Origin of the sequence: Streptomyces sp. NPDC091282 (genome assembly GCF_044757385.1) — a bacterium.
Lineage (GTDB): Bacteria > Actinomycetota > Actinomycetes > Streptomycetales > Streptomycetaceae > Streptomyces > Streptomyces gramineus.
This window is the reverse complement of record NZ_JBIVUX010000005.1, coordinates 801,375-822,477: the sequence shown is the minus strand read 5'-3', so window position 1 is coordinate 822,477 and position 21,103 is coordinate 801,375. Positions and strand designations below refer to the sequence as shown.

At 71.8% G+C, this 21,103-nt stretch carries 18 protein-coding genes; 11 read left to right on the top strand and 7 right to left on the bottom strand.

Going from position 1 to position 21,103, the window contains the following annotated elements:
- Positions 1 to 149: 149 nt before the first annotated feature.
- Positions 150 to 1,082 carry a Ppx/GppA family phosphatase gene (locus tag ACIQOE_RS27105; RefSeq protein ID WP_401414188.1) on the bottom strand — a complete coding sequence of 311 codons (933 nt, stop codon included), beginning with the start codon at positions 1,080 to 1,082 and terminating at the stop codon, positions 150 to 152.
- A gap of 83 nt (positions 1,083 to 1,165) precedes the next feature.
- On the opposite strand from ACIQOE_RS27105, the gene ACIQOE_RS27100 reads away from it, so the two are divergent.
- On the top strand, positions 1,166 to 2,023 hold the full coding sequence (locus tag ACIQOE_RS27100; protein WP_362642968.1) for a hypothetical protein: 858 nt from the start codon (positions 1,166 to 1,168) through the stop codon (positions 2,021 to 2,023).
- Positions 2,024 to 2,150: 127 nt separating this feature from the next.
- Here ACIQOE_RS27100 and ACIQOE_RS27095 read toward each other — a convergent pair whose 3' ends face one another.
- Positions 2,151 to 3,830 (bottom strand): BACON domain-containing protein, encoded by a 1,680-nt coding sequence (locus ACIQOE_RS27095; protein ID WP_351317787.1) that lies wholly within the window; start codon positions 3,828 to 3,830, stop codon positions 2,151 to 2,153.
- Between the two features lie 207 nt (positions 3,831 to 4,037).
- Between ACIQOE_RS27095 and radA the strand changes: the two genes are divergently transcribed.
- Together radA and disA are read left to right on the top strand one after the other, a co-directional pair.
- The gene (gene radA / locus ACIQOE_RS27090; protein WP_351317785.1) at positions 4,038 to 5,447 is read left to right on the top strand and encodes a DNA repair protein RadA; all 1,410 of its coding nucleotides are present in this window, start codon (positions 4,038 to 4,040) and stop codon (positions 5,445 to 5,447) included.
- A gap of 80 nt (positions 5,448 to 5,527) precedes the next feature.
- The gene (gene disA, locus ACIQOE_RS27085; protein ID WP_351317783.1) at positions 5,528 to 6,652 is read left to right on the top strand and encodes a DNA integrity scanning diadenylate cyclase DisA; all 1,125 of its coding nucleotides are present in this window, start codon (positions 5,528 to 5,530) and stop codon (positions 6,650 to 6,652) included.
- A gap of 675 nt (positions 6,653 to 7,327) precedes the next feature.
- Here disA and ACIQOE_RS27080 read toward each other — a convergent pair.
- The gene (locus tag ACIQOE_RS27080) at positions 7,328 to 8,191 is read right to left on the bottom strand and encodes a hypothetical protein (protein ID WP_401414185.1); all 864 of its coding nucleotides are present in this window, start codon (positions 8,189 to 8,191) and stop codon (positions 7,328 to 7,330) included.
- A 209-nt stretch (positions 8,192 to 8,400) separates the two neighbouring features.
- Here ACIQOE_RS27080 and ACIQOE_RS27075 point away from each other — a divergent pair, with 209 nt between their 5' ends.
- The 5 genes from ACIQOE_RS27075 (at position 8,401) to cseC (ending at position 12,866) form a co-directional block, all read left to right on the top strand.
- The gene (locus ACIQOE_RS27075; protein ID WP_351317779.1) at positions 8,401 to 9,276 is read left to right on the top strand and encodes an A/G-specific adenine glycosylase; all 876 of its coding nucleotides are present in this window, start codon (positions 8,401 to 8,403) and stop codon (positions 9,274 to 9,276) included.
- A gap of 267 nt (positions 9,277 to 9,543) precedes the next feature.
- Entirely contained in the window at positions 9,544 to 10,083 is a 540-nt protein-coding gene (locus ACIQOE_RS27070) for a SigE family RNA polymerase sigma factor (protein WP_351317777.1), read from the top strand.
- Positions 10,071 to 10,739: a hypothetical protein gene (locus ACIQOE_RS27065; RefSeq protein WP_351317775.1), complete on the top strand. Its 669-nt coding sequence runs from the start codon at positions 10,071 to 10,073 to the stop codon at positions 10,737 to 10,739. Before ACIQOE_RS27070 ends, ACIQOE_RS27065 begins: the two co-directional genes overlap by 13 nt.
- 31 nt (positions 10,740 to 10,770) lie before the next feature.
- Positions 10,771 to 11,475, top strand: coding sequence for a two-component system response regulator CseB (gene cseB, locus ACIQOE_RS27060; protein ID WP_351317773.1), 705 nt, complete (start codon positions 10,771 to 10,773; stop codon positions 11,473 to 11,475).
- 11 nt (positions 11,476 to 11,486) lie between these two features.
- Positions 11,487 to 12,866, top strand: coding sequence for a two-component system sensor histidine kinase CseC (cseC, locus tag ACIQOE_RS27055; RefSeq protein ID WP_365565558.1), 1,380 nt, complete (start codon positions 11,487 to 11,489; stop codon positions 12,864 to 12,866).
- 101 nt (positions 12,867 to 12,967) lie between these two features.
- Here the strand turns inward: cseC and ACIQOE_RS27050 are convergent, their stop codons facing one another.
- Complete coding sequence (locus ACIQOE_RS27050; RefSeq protein ID WP_365565561.1) at positions 12,968 to 14,572, bottom strand: MDR family MFS transporter; 1,605 nt, start codon at positions 14,570 to 14,572, stop codon at positions 12,968 to 12,970.
- Between the two features lie 161 nt (positions 14,573 to 14,733).
- Between ACIQOE_RS27050 and ACIQOE_RS27045 the strand changes: the two genes are divergently transcribed.
- Complete coding sequence (locus ACIQOE_RS27045; protein WP_351317768.1) at positions 14,734 to 15,333, top strand: TetR/AcrR family transcriptional regulator; 600 nt, start codon at positions 14,734 to 14,736, stop codon at positions 15,331 to 15,333.
- Positions 15,334 to 15,346: 13 nt separating this feature from the next.
- On the opposite strand, the gene ACIQOE_RS27040 is transcribed toward ACIQOE_RS27045, so the two are convergent.
- The gene (locus ACIQOE_RS27040; protein ID WP_351317766.1) at positions 15,347 to 15,898 is read right to left on the bottom strand and encodes a M23 family metallopeptidase; all 552 of its coding nucleotides are present in this window, start codon (positions 15,896 to 15,898) and stop codon (positions 15,347 to 15,349) included.
- A 446-nt stretch (positions 15,899 to 16,344) separates the two neighbouring features.
- Between ACIQOE_RS27040 and ACIQOE_RS27035 the strand changes: the two genes are divergently transcribed.
- Positions 16,345 to 16,947 carry an HAD family acid phosphatase gene (locus ACIQOE_RS27035; protein WP_365565564.1) on the top strand — a complete coding sequence of 201 codons (603 nt, stop codon included), beginning with the start codon at positions 16,345 to 16,347 and terminating at the stop codon, positions 16,945 to 16,947.
- A gap of 82 nt (positions 16,948 to 17,029) precedes the next feature.
- Here the strand turns inward: ACIQOE_RS27035 and ACIQOE_RS27030 are convergent, their stop codons facing one another.
- A complete protein-coding gene (locus tag ACIQOE_RS27030) occupies positions 17,030 to 19,555 on the bottom strand; it encodes an ATP-dependent Clp protease ATP-binding subunit (RefSeq protein WP_351317762.1) in 2,526 nt (841 codons plus the stop codon).
- Positions 19,556 to 19,986: 431 nt separating this feature from the next.
- On the opposite strand from ACIQOE_RS27030, the gene ACIQOE_RS27025 reads away from it, so the two are divergent.
- Positions 19,987 to 20,694, top strand: coding sequence for an SCO3374 family protein (locus ACIQOE_RS27025; RefSeq protein ID WP_401414180.1), 708 nt, complete (start codon positions 19,987 to 19,989; stop codon positions 20,692 to 20,694).
- On the opposite strand, the gene ACIQOE_RS27020 is transcribed toward ACIQOE_RS27025, so the two are convergent.
- A complete protein-coding gene (locus tag ACIQOE_RS27020) occupies positions 20,673 to 21,008 on the bottom strand; it encodes an Lsr2 family protein (RefSeq protein ID WP_351317758.1) in 336 nt (111 codons plus the stop codon). The genes ACIQOE_RS27025 and ACIQOE_RS27020 overlap by 22 nt on opposite strands.
- Positions 21,009 to 21,103: the final 95 nt, after the last annotated feature.

Genomic DNA, 21,103 nt, shown 5'->3' with positions numbered 1-21,103 from the left:
GCGCGGCCGGGCGCCCGGCCGCCGTCACGGGTCCGGACGCGCCGGCCTGCGGGTGTGCCCGCCGCCCGGCGGCGGGTCCGGCGGGAGGCGCCCTGCGGGTGTGCCCGCCGACGGGCGGCGGGTCCGGCGGGCGCCCGCCGCGGGTGCGTCTAGACCGGGCCCATGTGGTCGAGGCGCCGCAGGATGATGCCCTCGCGCAGCGCCCACGGGCACACCTCGACCGAGTCCACCCCGAACAGGTCCATCGCGGCCTCCGCCACCAGCGCGCCCGCCACCAGCTGGCCCGATCGGCCCTCGGAGACCCCCGGGAGCGCGCCGCGCTGGGCGGTGTTCATGGCGGCGAGCCGCGGCACCCAGGTCTCCAGCGAGCTGCGCTTGAGTTCCCGCTGGACGTAGAGGCCGTCGGCGGAGCGGGCCGCGCCGGCGATCCGGGCCAGCTGCTTGAAGGTCTTGGAGGTGGCGACGACGTGGTCGGGCGCGCCGAAGCGGCTGAACTCGCCGACCGTGCGCGCGATCTCGGCCCGCACGTGGCGGCGCAGTGCCCGTATGTCCTCCGGGGCCGGCGGGTCGCCGGGGAGCCAGCCGGCGGTGAGCCGGCCGGCGCCGAGCGGCAGCGAGACGGCCGCGTCCGGCTCCTCGTCGATGCCGTAGGCGATCTCCAGGGAGCCGCCGCCGATGTCCAGGACCAGGAGTTTCCCGGCGGACCAGCCGAACCAGCGGCGTACCGCGAGGAAGGTCAGGCGGGCCTCCTCGGCGCCGCTGAGGACCTGGAGTTCGACGCCGGTCTCGGCCTTCACGCGCGCGAGGACGTCGTCGGCGTTGCTGGCCTCGCGCACGGCGGAGGTGGCGAACGGCAGCAGTTCCTCGACGCCCTTGTCCTCCGCGGCCTGGAGGGCCCCATGGACGACACCGATCAGTTTTTCGACTCCGTCGGGACCGATCGCGTCGTTGCCGTCGAGGAGTTGGGCAAGGCGCAATTCCGCCTTGTGCGAGTGCGCGGGCAGCGGGCGGGCGCCGGGGTGCGCGTCCACCACCAGCAGGTGCACCGTGTTGGATCCCACGTCGAGGACACCGAGTCTCATGTACGGAACGCTACTGCCAGGTGGCCGGGAACCCACCGCCGGAGGCGTCCCCGAAGCCACCTCGCGCGTTTTACCCTGTACAGGTGCCAAAGACGAAAAAGACGAAGGACCACAAGGGCGCCCAATCCGCCGACGGTTCTTCGCGGGCGAAGCCGTCGAAGAAGCCGAAGACGTCGCAGCAGGCTCCGGCGGGGGACGAGAAGGGCCTCGACTTCGCGCGCGCGTGGGTGGAGTTCCCGGATCCGGCCGACGCCGAGCAGGTGTTCCGCTGTGATCTGACCTGGCTGACCTCGCGCTGGAACTGCATCTTCGGCAGCGGCTGCCAGGGCATCCAGGCGGGCCGTGCGGACGACGGCTGCTGCACGCTGGGCGCGCACTTCTCGGACGAGGACGACGAGAAGCGGGTCGCCGAGCACGTGTCGAGGCTCACGCCGGACATCTGGCAGCACCACGCCGAGGGCACGCGCGACGGCTGGGTCTCCGAGGACGACGAGGGCTCCCGCCAGACCCGCCCGTACAACGGCTCGTGCATCTTCCAGAACCGCCCCGGTTTCGCGGGCGGCGCGGGCTGTTCCCTGCACATCCTGGCCCTGCGGGAGGGCCGCGAGCCGCTGGAGACCAAGCCGGACGTCTGCTGGCAGCTCCCGATCCGCCGTACCTACGACTGGATCGACCGCCCCGACGACACGCGCGTCCTCCAGGTCTCGATCGGCGAGTACGACCGCAGGGGCTGGGGTCCGGGCGGTCACGACCTGCACTGGTGGTGCACGTCGGCGACCTCGGCACACGGCGCCGGCGACCCGGTCTACGTCTCCTACCGCCCGGAACTGACCGAGCTCATGGGCAAGGCCGGCTACGACCGCCTGGCCGAGCTGTGCGAGCAGCGGCTGGCCTCCCAGCTGCCCCTGGTGGCCCCGCACCCGGCGGACCCGGCGACCTGACACACCCTGCGGGGCGGGTGCGCAGGGCGGCTCCGCGCGGCGGCGTCCGGTACGGCCGCCCGTCGGCACGCGGCCGCGGGGCGCGGGCGTCGCCGGGCGCACGCCCGTGAACGCACCGCGTCGGCTGTCACGGAGTGGCCGACGGCCCCGCGCTCTCGGTCTCCGTCGGCGACGCCGAACCCGTCGGGCCGGGCGTGTCCGACGCGGTCGGGGTCGGCGTGGGCGTCGGCTCGGTCGGCGGGGCCGTCGGCTCGGCGGACGCCGACACGGTCGGCGTGGGCGTCGGCCGCCCCGGCGGCGTCGGCCCCCGCTTCACCGGCGGAGCCGTCCCGAAGCCGTCGATCGACACCACCGCCCCGGCCGGCGCCACGGCGACCCGCGCGGTCCAGTGCCCGGCCGGCTCCCGCAGGTGGTCGACGAACACCTTGACGGTGAGGGACTCGCCCGGCCTGAGCGTTCCCGAGGAGCGCGAGAAGTACAGCCATCCCGCGGTGGTGGACACCGACCACCGCAGGGGCGCGTCACCGGCCGCCGCGAGCGTGATCAGCGTCGTGTCGCCGTCGTTCGCGGCCGTCACCGCGAGGTGAGCCGCGCCGCCCTTGATCCGGTCGCCGCCCGCGACGCCGACCACCTCCACCGAGACGTCGGCCTTGCCGTCCTTGCCGATGCGCGGCCCCGGTCTGGTGCCGGCGTTGCCCGCGTTCTGGTAGCCGCCCGAGCCGTCGCCGGCCAGCGCGTCGGGACCGGAGGCCTCGCGGGCGGTCGCGGACGGCCCGTCGTGCCCCTCCCCCGCGGGCGAGCCCCGGTACGCGGCCCACAGGGCCAGCACGGGAGCCGCCACCACCGTGGCGACGACGGTGGTCGTGACGGCACGCGCGCGCAGCCGGTCGCGGCGGGCCGCGCGGTCCTTCGGGTCCATCGGGAAACCGCGCCGGTCGAAGCGCGGCACACCGGCGCCACGCGCGCGCGTGGGGTGCGCCATCGCCACGTGCAGCTCCGCGCGCGGCGCCTCCAGGACCGGCAGCTCGGCGGGGGTGGTGATCGCGCCGGGCCAGCGTCCGGGCGCGGCGCGTTCCGCGGTACGGCGGCAGCGCGGGCAGTCGTCGACGTGCCGGACCAGCTCACGGCGCAGGGCGCTGCTCAGCACCAGCTGGCTGTCCCCGGTGAGGTGGGACACGCTGGGGCAGCCGCCGGTCTCCACGACGGCGAGCGCCGCGCGGGTGCGTTCCACCTCGCAGGCGGCGGAGGCGAGCAGTTCACGGGCGCCGGCCAGGTCCATGCCGAGGACGGCGGCGACCTCCTGGGCGGTGAGGTGGTGGCGTACCGCGAGTTCGAGCGCCTCGCGCTGCTCCGGGGTGGTGCCGGCGGCCTCGGGCCAGGCGAGCAGGGCGAGTTCGCCGCGCCGCTCCTCCTCGCTCCGGGCGGCGGCCGCCGGTTCCGGGGCGGTGGTCCGGCCCGCCGCGTGGGTGGCCTGACGTTTCTGCTTGGCCTCGGCCAGCCCGCGCAGGCAGGCCCAGCGGGCCAGCGCGTACAGCCAGGCCCTGCGGTCTCCGTCGGCCTCGGGGACGCGCTGGCCGCGCCGCTCGGCGACGGCGAGGACGTCCCCGAGGGCGGCGGTGGCCGTGTCGTGGTCGCAGAGCACCGAGAGGCAGTACGTGAACAGCCCGTCCAGGTACGGCTCGTAGCGCGCCGACGGCCGCTGCGCCAGCGCACGCGCCGCCGTACGGTCGCGCGCTGCACGCGCTCCCCGGTCTGCCCGGTGCGCGCCGGTCATGCGGGTCGAGGTCTCCGGGCTGCTGCTCATCACCCGTGCGACCGTAGGCGGCGGCGTAACGTCCCTTCTGGCACCTTGAGCACTTTTAATCCGTACGGGTGAAACGATCCCTCATAAGGGGACACCAACCGGCTGCCCGGTGGCTCGTTCCTGACGGGACATGGCCGGGACCCGTCAGCCCGGGGCGGTCGCGGGCGCCGCCGTGGGCCCGCTGTCGGTGGCGGGAGCTACGGTTTCCGCATGGCTGCCCGCACCAAGACCGCGAAAGACCGTCCGTCGTTCCGCTGCACCGAGTGCGGCTGGCAGACGGCCAAGTGGCTCGGCCGCTGCCCCGAGTGCCAGGCGTGGGGGACGGTCGAGGAGTACGGCGCGCCCGCGGTCCGCACGACGGCGCCCGGCCGGGTCACCACCTCCGCGGTGCCCATCGGCGAGGTCGACGGCCGCCAGGCCACCGCGCGCACGACCGGCGTGCCGGAGCTGGACCGGGTGCTGGGCGGCGGCCTGGTCCCCGGCGCGGTCGTCCTGCTGGCGGGCGAGCCCGGTGTCGGCAAGTCCACCCTGCTGCTCGACGTGGCCGCCAAGTCGGCGAGCGAGGAGCACCGCACCCTCTACGTCACCGGCGAGGAGTCGGCGAGCCAGGTCCGGCTGCGCGCCGACCGCATCGGCGCCATCGACGACCACCTCTATCTCGCCGCCGAGACCGACCTGTCCGCCGTCCTCGGCCACTTGGACGCGGTCAAGCCGTCACTGCTGATCCTGGACTCCGTCCAGACGGTCGCGTCCCCCGAGATCGACGGCGCGCCCGGCGGCATGGCCCAGGTGCGGGAGGTGGCCGGGGCGCTCATCCGCGCCTCCAAGGACCGGGGCATGTCGACGCTCCTGGTGGGCCACGTCACCAAGGACGGCGCGATCGCCGGTCCCCGCCTCCTCGAACACCTCGTGGACGTCGTCCTGCACTTCGAGGGCGACCGGCACGCGCGCCTGCGGCTCGTCCGCGGGGTCAAGAACCGCTACGGCACCACGGACGAGGTCGGCTGCTTCGAGCTGCACGACGAGGGCATCACGGGTCTGGCGGACCCGAGCGGACTCTTCCTGACCCGCCGGGCCGAACCGGTCCCGGGGACCTGCCTGACGGTCACCCTGGAGGGCCGCCGCCCGCTGGTCGCCGAGGTGCAGGCGCTGACCGTGGACTCCCAGATCCCCTCCCCGCGCCGCACCACCTCCGGCCTGGAGACCTCCCGGGTGTCGATGATGCTGGCGGTGCTGGAGCAGCGCGGGCGGATCACCGCGCTCGGCAAGCGGGACATCTACTCCGCGACCGTCGGCGGCGTGAAGCTCTCCGAGCCCGCGGCCGACCTGGCGATCGCCCTCGCGCTGGCCTCCGCGGCGAGCGACACCCCGCTCCCCAAGAACCTGGTCGCCATCGGCGAGGTCGGTCTCGCCGGCGAGGTCAGACGGGTCACCGGCGTCCAGCGCAGGCTGGCGGAGGCGCACCGCCTCGGCTTCACGCACGCGCTCGTACCGGGCGATCCCGGCAAGATCCCGGCGGGCATGAAGGTCCTGGAAGTCGCGGACATGGGGGACGCGCTGCGGGTGCTGCCGCGTTCCCGTCGCCGAGAGGCCCCACAGGAGGCGGAGCAGCGCCGGTAGACTTTGCCCTGGTCTCGCCCATCCGTACGAACCGCGTGCGGCTGCGGGAGCGCCTCAGAACCTGCGACCGGAGGAGTGCAGTGGCAGCCAACGACCGGGCAGCGGCTCCCGGAAAATCCGGTGGGAGTGCCGGTTCCGATGGCCTGATGCGCGCCTCGCTGAGCGCTGTGGCTCCGGGCACGGGCCTGCGTGACGGCCTGGAGCGGGTCCTCCGCGGCAACACCGGCGGGCTCATCGTCCTCGGCTTCGACAAGACGGTCGAGACGATGTGCACGGGCGGCTTCGTCCTGGACGTCGAGTTCACCGCGACCCGGCTGCGCGAGCTGTGCAAGCTCGACGGCGGCATCGTGATCTCCTCCGACCTGTCGAAGATCCTCCGGGCGGGCGTGCAGTTCGTGCCGGACGCGACGATCCCCACGGAGGAGACCGGCACCCGGCACCGCACCGCCGACCGCGTCTCCAAGCAGGTCGGGTTCCCGGTGGTCTCGGTCTCGCAGTCGATGCGGCTGATCGCGCTCTACGTCGGCGGGCAGCGCCGGGTCCTGGAGGACTCGGCGGCGATCCTGTCGCGCGCGAACCAGGCGCTCGCGACCCTGGAGCGGTACAAGCTCCGCCTGGACGAGGTCGCGGGAACGCTGTCGGCGCTGGAGATCGAGGACCTGGTGACGGTCCGCGACGTCTCGGCCGTCGCGCAGCGGCTCGAAATGGTCCGCCGTATCGCCACCGAGATCGCCGAGTACGTCGTCGAGCTGGGCACCGACGGACGGCTGCTCGCGCTCCAGCTGGACGAGCTGATCGCCGGTGTCGAGCCCGAGCGCGAGCTGGTGGTCAGGGACTACGTCCCCGAGCCCACCGCCAAGCGCTCCCGCACGGTCGACGAGGCGCTCTACGAGCTGGACGCGCTGAGCCACGCGGAGCTGCTGGAGCTGCCGACGGTGGCGCGGGCGCTGGGATACACGGGGTCGCCGGAGGCGCTGGACTCCGCGGTGTCGCCGCGTGGCTTCCGGCTGCTGGCGAAGGTGCCGCGGCTGCCGGGGGCGATCATCGACCGGCTGGTCGAGCACTTCGGGGGCCTGCAGAAGCTGCTCGCCGCGAGCGTGGACGACCTGCAGGCCGTGGACGGGGTCGGCGAGGCGAGGGCGCGGAGCGTGCGGGAGGGTCTGTCGAGGCTGGCGGAGTCCTCGATCCTCGAACGGTACGTGTAGCTCACGCGGGTGTCTGTGGGGGAGCATCTCCCCGGGGTGCGTCCCGTCGGGGGCCGATGAAACCCCCTCGCGTGCAGCCCCGCGGGGGCCGTTCGCACAGTTCCCCACGCCCCCTAAGGTGCTGTCCCGCCACCACCGCAACCGAACCCACCTCGTCTGCGGCCCGGCGGGGGCTGAGCGCGCAGTTCCCCGCGCCCCTTACGGGCGCGATCCTGGCGTCGGCGGGCGAGAACCGGCTCGATACAGCTGACCCCGACTGCGCCCCCCGGCGGGCTCCGGTCGCGCCGTTCCGCCCCAGCCGCGGGCAGTCGTGCCGCTGGGGCGGCACGGGTGGGCGCGGCGGCACCCTGCCAGCGCCGGTGAGCGACACCCCGACCCCGGCTGCGGCCCGGCGGGGGCCGATCGCGCAGTTCCCCGCGCCCCTGACGGGCGCGATCCTGGCGGCCTCGGCGGGCGAGAACCGGCTCGATACAGCTGACCCCGACTGCGCCCCCGCGGGCGCCGGTCGCGCCGTTCCGGCCCAGCCGCGGGCAGTCGTGCCGCTGGGGCGGCACGGGTGGGCGCGGCGGCACCCTGCCGGCGCCGGTGAGCGACACCCCGACCTCGGCTGCGGCCCGGCGGGGGCCGATCGCGCAGTTCCCCGCGCCCCTTACGGGCTTGAGCCCGGCGGTGGGCTCAGTCTGCGGTCAGGACGAAGGAGGCCTGGGACTTCGGGTAGCCAGGGGCGGCGGCTTCCAGCAGGTACGTGCCCGAACCCGCCGAGCCCGCCGCAGGCGTCGCGCACCGGGGAGCGCTCGGCTTCCGGTCCCACTTCAGGGTGTAGACGATGCCGCTGCCCGCAGGGACCCGGTACCACCGGCTCGACGTCGCCCTCGGACAGTCCGCCGACGACCAGAAACTGTCGTCCGCACTCGCCGGCGTGATCGTCAACACCGCCTTCTTCGGCCCGAGATCGATCTTGCAGTCACTGGACGACCTGTTCTTCGCGGTGAGTTCGAAGGTCGGCGTCTGCTCGGGCGAGTAGGAGTTGTGCAGGCTCTTCAGCGTCAACGACACGGCGGACGCGGTGCAGTTGGGCAGCGTGGAACTCCCCGGCAGCGAGGCGACCGTACCGCCGGATCCCGAGGTGACGTCCCCCGAGCCCGACGAGGCCCCCGAGGACCCGCCGGAACCGGACGAGCCACCGCCACCCGACCCGTCCGAACTCCCGCCGCCGGAACCGGAAGTGGAACCGGAACCGGATCCGGCACTCGAACCGGCGCCCGTGCCGGACGACCCGCCGCCGCCCCCGCTCGACTCGTCCCGCCCGCCCGGCGCCTGGCTGATCGCCGGCCCGCTGCCGGACGGCCCGGGAGTGATCGTGGACGCGGGATTCTTGCCGTCCGCCCCGTCGGCGCCCTTCTTGCCGCCGCCACCACCGGACGTCACGATCCAGGTGATCAGCAGCGCCAGTACGGCGACCACGGACACCATGACGACCCTCCGTCGCCAGTAGATGGAGGAGGGAAGCGGCCCGACCGGATTGCGCAGAGATCCCACGGCGCAAACTGTACGAGAGATCGATGCGCTTCCTCGCCCCACCCGCCGCTCAAACCTCAACTTTTCCGGATCATCATTCCGGCAACTCCCCTCGGCACGCCGCTTCTTCGCGTGCCGGGCCGCGCGGGGCGGCTCCGCAGAGCCGTCAGGCCTCGCCGGGAAGCACGTCCAACCCAGCCGTGGCCGGACGTGGCAGGATCGGAAGGGACATGACTGAGAAGCTCCACGCCCCCGTGATCGCCTGGTTCGACGCCCATGCCCGTGACCTCCCCTGGCGCCGCCCGGAGGCGGGCCCGTGGGGGGTGATGGTCAGCGAGTTCATGCTGCAGCAGACCCCGGTCAGCCGGGTGCTGCCCGTCTACGAGCAGTGGCTGGCCCGCTGGCCGCGCCCCGCCGACCTCGCCGCCGAGGCGCCCGGCGAGGCGGTGCGCGCCTGGGGCCGGCTCGGCTACCCGCGCCGCGCCCTGCGGCTGCACGGCGCCGCCGTCGCCATAACGGAACGGCACGGCGGCGACGTACCGACCGATCACGCGCAGCTGCTCGCGCTGCCGGGCATCGGCGAGTACACCGCCGCGGCCGTCGCGTCCTTCGCGTACGGGCAGCGGCACGCCGTCCTCGACACCAACGTGCGCCGGGTCTTCGCGCGGGCCGTGACCGGTGTGCAGTACCCGCCGAACGCCACCACCGCCGCCGAGCGCAGGCTCGCCCGCGAGCTGCTGCCCGAGGACGAGCCGACCGCCGCCCGCTGGGCCGCCGCCTCCATGGAACTGGGCGCGCTGGTGTGCACGGCGAAGAACGAGACGTGCCCGCGGTGCCCGATCGCCGGGGAGTGCGCCTGGCGGCTGGCCGGCAAGCCGGCGCACGAGGGACCGCCCCGGCGCGGCCAGACGTACGCGGGTACCGACCGGCAGGTGCGCGGCAAGCTGCTGGCGGTGCTGCGCGAGGCGCACGCCCCCGTGACACAGACGGTGCTCGACCGGGTGTGGCACGAGCCGGTGCAGCGGGCCCGCGCGCTGGACGGGCTGGTCTCGGACGGGCTGGTGGAGCCGCTCGCGGGCGGCCTGTACCGGCTTCCGCTGGGCTGACGTACAGCCACATCACAGCGGAGGGGGCCGTGTTACGGCCCCACCCGCCCGGCAAATGCCCCCATAGCCGTACATAACCCCGCACCCGCTTACCCCGAACCTACTTCCGTTACACAACCGACGGACAGCCGAGTGCTAGCCGAAGGCTGCTCCGCACAGCCCCGTGACAACAGGTCCGTAGCTTCGTTTCTGTGCCCGCCACGACCGCGGGACAGCAGGAACTCAGGCACAGGGCCGGGGAAAACGGGGAACGGGAGGCGGTTGATCATGGCGCAGGGCGAGGTGCTCGAATTCGAGGAGTACGTCCGCACTCGGCAGGACGCGCTGCTGCGCAGTGCCCGCCGGCTCGTCCCCGACCCCACCGACGCCCAGGACCTGCTCCAGACCGCGCTCGTACGGACGTACGGCCGCTGGGAGACCATCGAGGACAAGCGGCTCGCGGACGCCTACCTGCGCCGGGTCATGATCAACACGCGGACCGAGTGGTGGCGGGCCCGGAAGCTGGAGGAGGTTCCCACCGAGCAGCTTCCCGACGCCCGCGTGGAGGACTCCACCGAGCAGCACGCGGACCGCGCACTCCTCATGGACATCATGAAGGTGCTGGCACCGAAGCAGCGCAGTGTCGTGGTGCTGCGACACTGGGAGCAGATGTCCACGGAGGAGACGGCCGCCGCCCTCGGCATGTCGGCCGGAACGGTCAAGAGCACGCTGCACCGGGCGCTCGCCCGGCTCCGCGAGGAGCTGGAGTCACGCGACCTCGACGCACGCGCGCTGGAGCGTGAGGAGCGGGAGCGTTGCGCGGCCTGACCGGCACAGGGCCCAGCCGGGGCCCGGCGAGTGCACAGGCGGTGAGCACGGCGGCGGCCGTGCTCACCGCCCTCGCCCTTTTCGCCGCCGCCTGCGGCACCGGCGGCACCGGCGCCCGCGACGAGGGCCCGGCGCACGCCGACGCGGCACAGAAGGCCCCGGCCGCGGCCGCCCCCTCGCCCAACCCGTCCCAGACCTACTCGAAGGTCGACGCGGTCTCCCTCGTGAAGGCCGACCCGGCGGTCTCGGCCACCGTGAAACGGGACCTCAAGCCGTGCGCGGGCGACCAGTACCCGGTCGACGTCACCTACGGCGACCTGACCGGCGGGCCGGCCGAGGACATCGTCGTGAACGTGCTGACCTGCGGAGACGCGGTCGGGGTGGGGGCGTACGTGTACCGCGAGGAGAGCGGCGGGTACAAGAATGTCTTCAAGGCCGAGGAGTCCCCGGTCTACGCGGAGATCGACCGCGGCGACCTGAGCGTCACCAAACAGGTGTACGAGAAGGGCGACCCGGTGTCGAGCCCGTCCGGTGAGAACGTGATCACCTACGGCTGGACCGCGGGCCGCTTCGTCCAGCAGGACTTCCACCACACCGACTACGGCAACGCGACCGGCAGCGGCGGTGCCACACCGGTCCCCTCGCCCGCCGGCTGACCCCCCACACCGACCACACGAGAGACCAGGGATGGCAGACCAGACCCACGTCCTGTTCGTCGAGGACGACGACGTCATCCGCGAGGCCACCCAGCTCGCCCTGGAGCGGGACGGCTTCGCGGTCACCGCCATGCCCGACGGGCTGTCCGGCCTGGAGGCGTTCCGCGCCGACCGGCCCGACATCGCCCTGCTGGACGTGATGGTGCCGGGCCTGGACGGGGTGAGTCTGTGCCGGCGCATCCGCGACGAGTCCACGGTGCCGGTGATCATGCTGTCGGCGCGCGCCGACTCCATCGACGTGGTGCTGGGCCTGGAGGCGGGCGCCGACGACTACGTCACCAAGCCGTTCGACGGCGCGGTCCTGGTCGCCCGGATCCGTGCCGTGCTGCGGCGCTTCGGGCACGCGAACGGCGGCGACCGGCCGCACGAGGACGCGGCTCCGGTGACCGGCGGCCCGCTGATCTTCGGCGAGCTGGAGATCGACACCGAGGGCATGGAGGTGCGCCGGGCCGGACAGCCGGTGGCGCTCACCCCGACCGAGATGCGGCTGCTCCTGGAGTTCTCCTCGGCGCCGGGAACCGTGCTCTCGCGGGACAAGCTGCTGGAACGCGTCTGGGACTACGGCTGGGGCGGTGACACCCGGGTCGTCGACGTCCATGTGCAGCGGCTGCGTACGAAGATCGGCCAGGACCGGATCGAGACGGTCCGCGGTTTCGGTTACAAGCTGAAGGCCTGAGCGGGGCGGTCATGCGGGGGCTCATCAGATCCATCAGGAGAACCGTCCAGCGGTCCGTCCGGCACCGCGGACCGGGGCTGCGCACCGGGCTGCGCTGGAAGCTGAGCGCGGCGATCGCGCTGGTCGGCGCGCTCGTCGCGATCGCGCTGAGCCTGGTGGTGCACAACGCGGCCCGGGTCTCGATGCTGGACAACGCGCGCGACCTGGCCAACGAACGACTGCAGATCGCCCAGCGCAACTACGAGCTGTACGGGCGGGCGAACTTCCCGGACGTGAAGGTCAACGACCCCGAGCTGCCGCCGGCGCTGCGCGAGCGGGTCGACGCGGGCCGCCGGGCGACCGACGTCATCGACCCGGGCGGCGGCGCGCCGGACATCTGGGCGGCGGTGCAGGCCAAGGACGGGCGGGTGCTGTCCCTGCACGGCACCTTCCCGAACCGGAGCAGCGACGTGCTCAAGGACCTCGACCAGGCCCTGGTCATCGGCTCCATCGCGGTCGTCCTGGGCGGCAGCGCGCTCGGCGTGCTGATCGGCGGGCAGCTCTCGCGGCGGCTGCGCAAGGCGGCCTCCGCGGCCAACCAGGTCGCCCAGGGCGAGCCGGACGTACGGGTACGGGAGGCGATCGGCGGCGTCGTACGCGACGAGACCGACGACCTGGCCCGTGCGGTGGACGCCATGGCGGACGCGTTGCAGCAGCGTCTTGAGGCCGAGCGGCGGGTCACCGCCGACATCGCCCACGAACTGCGCACGCCGGTGACCGGCCTGCTCACGGCCGCCGAGCTGCTGCCGCCCGGCCGTCCGACCGAGCTGGTCCTGGACCGGGCCAAGGCCATGCGCACCCTGGTCGAGGACGTCCTGGAGGTGGCCCGGCTCGACAGCGCCTCCGAGCGCGCCGAGCTGCAGGACATCATGCTGGGCGAGTTCGTCGCCCGCCGGGTGGCCGCGAAGGACCCGGCGATCGAGGTGCGGGTGGTGCACGAGTCGGAGGTCACCACCGATCCGCGCCGTCTGGAGCGGGTGCTGTTCAACCTGCTCGCCAACGCGGCCCGGCACGGCAAGCCGCCCATCGAGGTGACCGTCGAGGGCCGGGTCATCCGGGTCCGCGACCACGGCCCCGGCTTCCCCGAGAAGCTCCTCGCGGAGGGCCCGAGCCGCTTCCGCACCGGCAGCGAGGACCGCGCGGGCCAGGGACACGGCCTGGGTCTGACCATCGCGGCCGGGCAGGCGCGTGTCCTGGGCGCCCGGCTGACGTTCCGCAACATCCGTCCGGCCGGCGCGCCCGAGCACGTCGCGGCGGAGGGCGCGGTGGCCGTGCTCTGGCTGCCCGAGCACGCCCCGACGGCCACCGGCAGCTACCCGATGCTGCCGGGCCCCGCCCAGTCGGCCCGCTGACCCGCCGGCTCCCGCCGCGGCACGGACAGAAGCCGGGTGGCCCCGGGGACGTCCGTCCCCGGGGCCACCCGTACGCGTCGCAGGGACGCCGTTCGCGTCGCTCAGACCGCTTCGACGACCGGCAGCGGTGCCGCCTCGTCGGAGCCCGCCTTCTGGGGGCCGCCGCGCAGCGGCACCTCCTTGACGAAGACCGCCGCCGCCACGACCGCCACCGCGATCACCGCACCGAGCAGGAACGCCGAGTGCGTACCGGCCGACACCGCGTGCTGGTAGGCCTCGCGCACCGCGGCCGGCAGCTTCGCCAGGCTCGCCGCGTCCAGCGAGGCCGACTGCTCGGTGACCTTCGAGCCCAGTCCGCCGGCCCGTGCGGCCATCTCGTCCTTGACCCGGTCGTTGAAGATCGCACCCATGATGGCGACGCCGAAGGAGGAGCCGAGGGTACGGAACAGGGTGGTGGACGAGGACGCGACGCCCATGTCCTTCATCTCCACGCTGTTCTGCGCGACCAGCATGGTGATCTGCATCAGGCAGCCCATGCCGAGGCCGACGACGGCCATGTACACGCCCGAGATGAACCGGGTGGTGTCGGTGTCCATCGTGGAGAGCAGGTACAGCCCGATGGCCAGCAGCACACCGCCCACGAGGGGGAAGATCTTGTAGCGGCCGGTGTTGGTGGTGACCCGGCCGGCGACCAGCGAGGTCACCAGCATCGCGCCGAGCATCGGAAGCAGCAGCAGACCGGAGTTGGTCGCGGAGGCACCCTGCACGGCCTGCTGGTACAGCGGCAGGAAGAGCGTGGCGCCGAACATCACGAAGCCCACGATGAAGCCGATGATCGACATCAGGGTGAAGTTCAGGCTGCGGAAGATGTGCAGCGGCAGTACGGGCTCAGCGGCACGGGTCTGCCAGAAGACGAACCCGATGAGCGCGACGACGCCGATGGCGATCAGTTCCATGATCCGCGCGGACGTCCAGGCGTACTCGGAGCCGCCCCAGGTGGTGACCAGCACGATCGAGGTGATGCCGAGGGTCAGCAGGCCGGCGCCGAGGTAGTCGATGCGCGCCTTGCTGCGCTTCTTCGGCAGGTGCAGGACGGCGGTGACGGCGGCCAGCGCCACCACGCCGAGCGGCAGGTTGATGTAGAAGGCCCAGCGCCAGCCCCAGTTGTCGGTGATGGTGCCGCCGACCAGCGGGCCGCCGATCATCGCGAGCGCCATGACGCCGGCCATCATGCCCTGGTACTTGCCGCGCTCACGGGGCGGCACGAGGTCGCCGATGATCGCCATGACGCCGACCATGAGGCCACCGGCCCCGAGCCCCTGAACGGCCCGGAACCCGATCAGCTCGCCCATGTTCTGGGCCATGCCGCTGAGCGCGGAGCCGATCAGGAAGATGACTATGGAGGTCAGGAAGGCGCCCTTGCGCCCGTACATGTCGCCGAGCTTGCCCCAGATCGGGGTGGCCGCGGCGGTGGCGAGGGTGTACGCGGTGACGACCCACGAGAGGTGTTCGAGGCCGCCGAGGTCTCCCACGATCGTCGGCATCGCCGTACCCACGATCATGTTGTCGAGCATCGCGAGCATCATCGCGACCATCAGCGCGAGGATCACGACCCGCACGCTCTTGGGCTGTTTCGCCGGCGCATCCGCCGCGACCGGTGCCCCCGGTGACTCCTGGCCGGTCCCGGCCGCCTGGATGTCCGCCATCTCTCCCACTCCCCCTGGCGGCAGCTACTTACTTGCCGCCCGGCTAGTTCAGTACACTGTGAAAGGTAGACCTGTCACTAGCCGGTCGTCAAGTAAGTTAACCGGACCGGGCACCGGCGGCCGACAGGGCGAGTTTTCGCGGGAGTGCGAGGAGTAAGAGGATGGGCGTCACCATGGACGGCACCAAGCAGCAGCGGCGGGGCAACACCCGTCAGCGCATCCAGGACGTGGCGCTGGAACTCTTCGCCGAGCAGGGGTACGAGAAGACCTCCCTGCGGGAGATCGCCGAGCGACTCGACGTCACCAAGGCGGCCCTGTACTACCACTTCAAGACCAAGGAAGAGATCCTGGTCAGCGTCTTCGAGGATCTGACCCGGCCGATCCAGGACCTGATCGAGTGGGGCGAGGGCCAGCCGCACACCCTGGAGATCAAGCTGGAGATCGTACGGCGCTACAGCCGGGCGCTCGCCGAGGCCGGACCGCTGTTCCGCTTCATGCAGGAGAACCAGGCGACCGTCCGCGAACTGCGGATCGGCGACACCTTCAAGGACCGGATGCGCGACCTGCGGGGCATCTTCGTCGACCCGGACGCGCCCCTGACCGACCAGGTCCGCTGCATCAGCGCGATGTTCACGCTGCACGCGGGCATGTTCGTCATGCAGGACCTGGAGGGCGACCCCGAGAAGAAGCAGGATGCCGTGCTGGAGGTCGCCCTGGACCTGGTGACCCAGGCCCACCAGGGCTCCGGCCCCGCCGTCTAGACGGTCACGCCGCTCAGACGGTCACGCCCTTGGCGCGCAGGAAGACGACCGGGTTGATCGCGGAGCCGTAGTTCGGGGTCGTACGGATCTCGAAGTGCAGGTGCGGCCCGGTGGAGTTGCCGGTGTTGCCGGAGAGCGCGATGTGCTGGCCGGTCCTGACGACCTGCCCGACCCGGACGTCGACACGGGACAGGTGGGCGTACTGCGAGTACTGGCCGTTGGCGTGCTTGATGACGACGGCGTTGCCGTACGCGGGACCGTCACCGGCGCCGTTGCCGCCGGCCTTGACGACGGTGCCGCCGTGCGCGGCGACGACCTGGGTGCCGATCGGCACCGCGAAGTCCTGGCCGCTGTGCTTGGCGGCCCACATGCCGCCGGCCTGGTCGAAGCTCGCGGAGAGGGTGTACTTCCGCACCGGGTCGATCCAGGCGGCGGCACTCGGGGTGGCGGCCGACGCGACACCCGAGCCCACCACGGCCGCGACTCCTGCGCCGGCTGCCAGAACGGCGGCCCGCTTACGGAGGGAGGACGTACGGGGGGCACGGAGAGCGGCGCGCAGGGACATCGGAACCTCGTGGAGTAGGCAACAGGGAGCCCCTTCCGGCACCGGCTGACACCGGGAGCCGCCGAACGGGGCATCTCTTGGTAACCCGAAAGCCGCGCCGCACTCAAACGTCACCATCTACGACATCACCTAGTACCCGGGGACAGACTTGACCCTTTCTTGACAGAGGGGTTCCGGTTGCGCAACCCGGTCCCCACGCTCGCCTGCAGCGGGGTGACATGGGGCAGAAAATCCCTTTTGCAACGACTTCGAGGCCCACTATCCCGGCTAGTAACGGGCATTTCGCCCGTGCGCTATGTCACCGGCGACGGCCCCTCGCGGGCACCTGGATGTGACCCGCACCTCGCACCTCCTACCCGCAAGTAACCCGAGGGCTTCCTTCTCGCCACCTCCTCCGTTCATCATGCCCCTGACACAGACGTGGACGTGAGAGGACACCCCCACCGATGACCACAGGCACCTGGACCCGCCGCATGTCCGTCACCGCCGTCTCCGTGGCCGCGCTCGCCGGGATGGCCGCACCGGCCCAGGCGGCGACGGCGAGCGGCTCCACCGCGGTCGACTACGCCACCTGGCAGCGGGACTGCCAGTCCGTGATGGACCAGGCCCTGCCCTACCTGAAGCAGCGCATCGCCGCGGCCACGCCGGGCGAGCGGCAGGCGATCGTCTTCGACATCGACAACACCACCCTGGAGACCGACTTCGGCTTCAGCTTCCCGCAGCCGGCCAACAAGCCGGTCCTGAACGTCGCCCGCTACGCCCAGGAGCACGGCGTCGCCCTGTTCTTCGTCACGGCCCGTCCCGGCATCATCTACCTGCCGACCGAGTACAACCTCGAACACGACGGCTACGACGTCTCCGGCCTGTACGTCCGCGGCCTCTTCGACCTCTTCAAGGACGTCGCCGCCTACAAGACCGCCCAGCGCGTCGACATCGAGAACAACGGCTACACGATCATCGCGAACATCGGCAACAGCGCCACCGACCTCTCCGGCGGCCACGCGGAGAAGACGTACAAGCTGCCCGACTACGACGGCCAGCTCTCCTAGCCGCCGCCCGGCGGGTACGCATGCGAGAGGGGCCGGTGCTTCGGAAAGCACCGGCCCCTCTCGTGCGGCGAACCCCCGAGGGTTACGCCTCCTTGCTCAGGTTCGGACCGGCTCCGCCGGCCGCCTGCTCGATCGGCGGGACGTCGGGCAGCGCCGACTTCTCCTCACCGCGGAAGGTGAAGGTCTTGGTCTCGCCCTCGCCCTCCGTGTCGACGACCACGATGTGACCGGGACGCAGCTCGCCGAAGAGGATCTTCTCCGAGAGGGTGTCCTCGATCTCGCGCTGGATCGTGCGGCGCAGCGGACGCGCGCCCAGCACCGGGTCGTAGCCCTTCTTGGACAGCAGCTCCTTGGCGGACTGGGAGAGCTCGATGCCCATGTCCCGGTCCTTCAGGCGCTCGTCCACCTTGCCGACCATCAGGTCGACGATCCGCAGGATGTCCTCCTGCGTCAGCTGCGGGAAGACGACCACGTCGTCGACGCGGTTGAGGAACTCGGGCCGGAAGTGCTGCTTGAGCTCGTCCTGGACCTTGTTCTTCATGCGCTCGTAGTTGGTCTTCGTGTCACCCGAGGCCGCGAAGCCCAGGTTGAAGCCCTTGGAGATGTCCCGGGTGCCGAGGTTGGTCGTCATGATGATGACCGTGTTCTTGAAGTCCACGACCCGGCCCTGGGAGTCGGTCAGGCGACCGTCCTCCAGGATCTGCAGCAGGCTGTTGAAGATGTCCGGGTGGGCCTTCTCCACCTCGTCGAAGAGGACGACGGAGAACGGCTTGCGGCGGACCTTCTCGGTCAGCTGGCCGCCCTCCTCGTAGCCCACGTAACCGGGGGGCGAACCGAAGAGACGCGACACCGTGTGCTTCTCGCTGAACTCCGACATGTCGAGGGAGATCAGCGCGTCCTCGTCACCGAAGAGGAACTCGGCGAGGGCCTTGGACAGCTCGGTCTTACCGACACCGGACGGGCCGGCGAAGATGAACGAGCCACCGGGGCGCTTCGGGTCCTTCAGACCGGCACGCGTACGGCGGATCGCCTTCGACAGCGCCTTGACGGCGTCGACCTGGCCGATGACCCGCTTGTGGAGCTCGTCCTCCATGCGCAGCAGACGCGAGGACTCCTCCTCGGTGAGCTTGAAGACCGGGATGCCCGTGGCGGTGGCCAGCACCTCGGCGATCAGCTCGCCGTCGACCTCGGCGACGACGTCCATGTCGCCGGCCTTCCACTCCTTCTCCCGCTTGGCCTTGGCGGCCAGGAGCTGCTTCTCCTTGTCGCGGAGGGAGGCGGCCTTCTCGAAGTCCTGCGAGTCGATCGCGGACTCCTTGTCCCGGCGGACGGCGGCGATCTTCTCGTCGAACTCGCGCAGGTCCGGCGGAGCGGTCATCCGGCGGATGCGCATCCGGGAGCCGGCCTCGTCGATCAGGTCGATCGCCTTGTCCGGCAGGAAGCGGTCCGAGATGTAGCGGTCGGCCAGGGTGGCGGCCTGGACCAGCGCCTCGTCCGTGATGGAGACCCGGTGGTGGGCCTCGTACCGGTCACGCAGACCCTTGAGGATCTCGATCGTGTGCGGCAGCGACGGCTCGGCGACCTGGATGGGCTGGAAACGGCGCTCCAGGGCCGCGTCCTTCTCCAGGTGCTTGCGGTACTCGTCCAGGGTGGTGGCACCGATGGTCTGCAGCTCACCGCGGGCCAGCATCGGCTTCAGGATCGAAGCGGCGTCGATGGCGCCCTCGGCGGCACCCGCACCGACCAGCGTGTGCAGCTCGTCGATGAACAGGATGATGTCGCCGCGGGTGCGGATCTCCTTGAGCACCTTCTTCAGGCGCTCCTCGAAGTCACCGCGGTAGCGGGAGCCGGCGACCAGGGCGCCGAGGTCCAGGGTGTAGAGGTGCTTGTCCTTGAGGGTCTCGGGCACCTCGCCCTTGACGATGGCCTGCGCGAGGCCCTCGACGACGGCGGTCTTGCCGACGCCGGGCTCACCGATCAGGACCGGGTTGTTCTTGGTACGGCGGGACAGCACCTGCATGACCCGCTCGATCTCCTTCTCGCGCCCGATGACCGGGTCGAGCTTGGACTCACGAGCGGCCTGGGTGAGGTTCCGGCCGAACTGGTCGAGGACCAGGGACGTCGAGGGGGTGCCCTCGGCAGGGCCGCCGGCGGTGGCGGTCTCCTTGCCCTGGTAACCGGAGAGCAGCTGGATGACCTGCTGCCGCACCCGGTTGAGATCTGCGCCCAGCTTGACCAGGACCTGGGCGGCGACGCCCTCGCCCTCACGGATCAGGCCGAGCAGGATGTGCTCCGTGCCGATGTAGTTGTGGCCCAGCTGAAGGGCCTCGCGGAGCGACAGCTCCAGGACCTTCTTGGCACGGGGAGTGAAGGGGATGTGCCCGGACGGGGCCTGCTGGCCCTGGCCGATGATCTCCTCCACCTGCTGGCGGACCGCCTCGAGCGAAATCCCGAGGCTCTCAAGGGCCTTGGCGGCGACACCCTCACCCTCGTGGATCAGGCCCAGGAGGATGTGCTCGGTGCCGATGTAGTTGTGGTTGAGCATCCGGGCTTCTTCCTGAGCCAGGACGACAACCCGCCGCGCGCGGTCGGTGAACCTCTCGAACATCGTTAATCGCTCCTCAGAGCGGTCAGGCAGTGGGGGGAACTTCCCCTCTCTGTCCTTCCGCAGCTTAGTCCCGCAAGCGGGGACCGCTCATTCCAACTGCCGACACCGTCGATGGCCTCCTGACCCCGAACGCCGACATATGCTCCAACCCGATGGTGCGAGACGATGTTCCCGCAGGCCAGGCAGTTACCCCTTCCGCCAGTACGCCGATGGCGAACGCGAGGCGGCCTTGCCAGCGTGTCGCCCCCCTCCCACTAGGGATGTCTTACCCGCCCGGACCGACAGTCCATGCCGTATGCCCCTGGTCCCTCCGCTACGGGCGAACAACCTTGCGTCCCTCCGGACCCCCGCGGCCCCTGAATTCCGGAACTCTGCGCATCCGTGGGCGCACACAGCGTAACTCGGACCGCTTCGCGGCGGTTGCGCCGGGCATGGCTGGCACGGTTCCCCTGGCCGTTTCCACGGTCCCTCACCCCCGTCGTCCGCTCGGTTGCGGTGCCGACGGCACCGCCGGGCCGGACGGGCCCGCGGCCCGGCTCCGGCACTGGTACGAGAACGATCTGGGCTGGGCGACCGTGCCCGGGGCGCCCGGAGAGCCGTTGCGGCTGGTCACGGGCGTGCGTTTCGACGTGCTCGACGTGCCGGCGGCAGCGGGCGCGAAGGCGCTCAGGCATCTGGTGCCGGGTTCTCCCGTCGCGCTCCGGGGCGACCGGATGCGGCTGCTGGTGGCCGCGGGCAGCGCTCAGGAGCTGCCGGGACTGCTGGAATGGCTGGAGTGGGGAGCGCTCGACCTGGATCTGCGGGCGCTGGGGGCGCACGGCCGGATGACCGCTCCGCTGCGGCCCGAGCCGGTCCGCGCCGGGATCCGCCCGGAGCCCGTGGACGCCGAGGGCCGCGCCGGTCTGCGGGAAGCCGTGCAGGGGGCCGCCGTGTGGCTGCGGCCCCCCGGGCCGGGGTGCGAGGTCGAGGCCTCGCTGCCGAGCATGCCGACGCTGTCGGCGAGGTCGGCCGTGGGGGACGCGGGACGCGCCCCCGATCTCGTACGGCTGGTGGACACGATGGCCACCGAGTGCCACCGGGTCCGGTTGTCGCGCGCGAGTCACGGACCTGCCGACGATCAGGCGTTGGCGTCCTCGTAGGCCTGGCGGATCGTCGCCGGGACACGGCCGCGGTCGTTGACCTCGTAGCCGTTCTCCTTGGCCCACGCGCGGATCTGCGCGGTGTCCTGGCTGCCGCCGGCCGCCGCACGGGCCTTTCCACGTCCGCCCGACGCACGGCCACCGGTACGACGACCGCCCTTGACATAGGGGTCGAGAAGGCCGCGCAGCTTGTCCGCATTGGCAGTCGTGAGATCGATCTCGTACGTCTTGCCGTCCAGCGCGAACGTCACGGTCTCGTCCGCCTCGCCGCCGTCGAGGTCGTCGACAAGAAGGACCTGAACCTTCTGTGCCACCGGATTTCCTTTCATCGATAACTTCAGGGCCGGGGGGTGTGCGGCGCCCGCCGTTTCGCCGCCCCCTGTTATATGCAGTACTGCACTACGTCGGA